1 protein-coding gene is annotated in these 518 nt (G+C 68.9%); it reads left to right on the top strand.

Translation table 11 applies throughout. The annotated features are described in order from the left end of the window. A partial coding sequence (locus tag EXE44_RS17980) for an AarF/ABC1/UbiB kinase family protein (protein ID WP_137718048.1) occupies positions 1–518 on the top strand: 518 nt, incomplete at both ends.

Below are 518 nucleotides of genomic sequence, written 5' to 3'. Positions count from 1 at the left end.
CTCGGCCCGACGTTCATCAAGCTCGGCCAGATCCTCTCGACGCGCCCCGACATCCTCCCGCCGGCGTACATCGACGTGCTGGAGGGGCTCCAAGACGACGTCCCGCCCGCGCCGTGGGAGGAGTCGAAGGCCGTCCTCGAAGACGAGTTCGGTCCGGTCGACCGGACGTTCGACGACTTCGACCGCGACCCGATAAGCGGCGCGAGCCTCGGCCAAGTGTACACCGCGAAGTACGAGGGCGACCCGGTCGCGGTGAAGGTGCGCCGCCCGGGGATCGAGTCGCTCGTCGAGGCCGACCTCCGGACGATCCGCTGGTCGATCCCGCTGATCAAGCGGTTCACCGGCGCCGGCAGAGCGTTCTCGCTGGAGAACCTCGCCGACGAGTTCGCGAAGACGATCCGCGAGGAGATGGACTACGACCGCGAGCGGACGATGCTCGAGGAGATCCGCGGCAACTTCGCGGACGAGGACCGGATCCGGATCCCGGAGACGTACGAGGCGGTCTCGGGGCCCCGGGT

Origin of the sequence: Halorubrum sp. SS7, from assembly GCF_005435055.1 — an archaeon.
Lineage (GTDB): Archaea > Halobacteriota > Halobacteria > Halobacteriales > Haloferacaceae > Halorubrum > Halorubrum salinarum.
The sequence above is the reverse complement of the archived record's forward strand: the minus strand, read 5'-3'. Positions and strand labels throughout refer to the sequence as shown.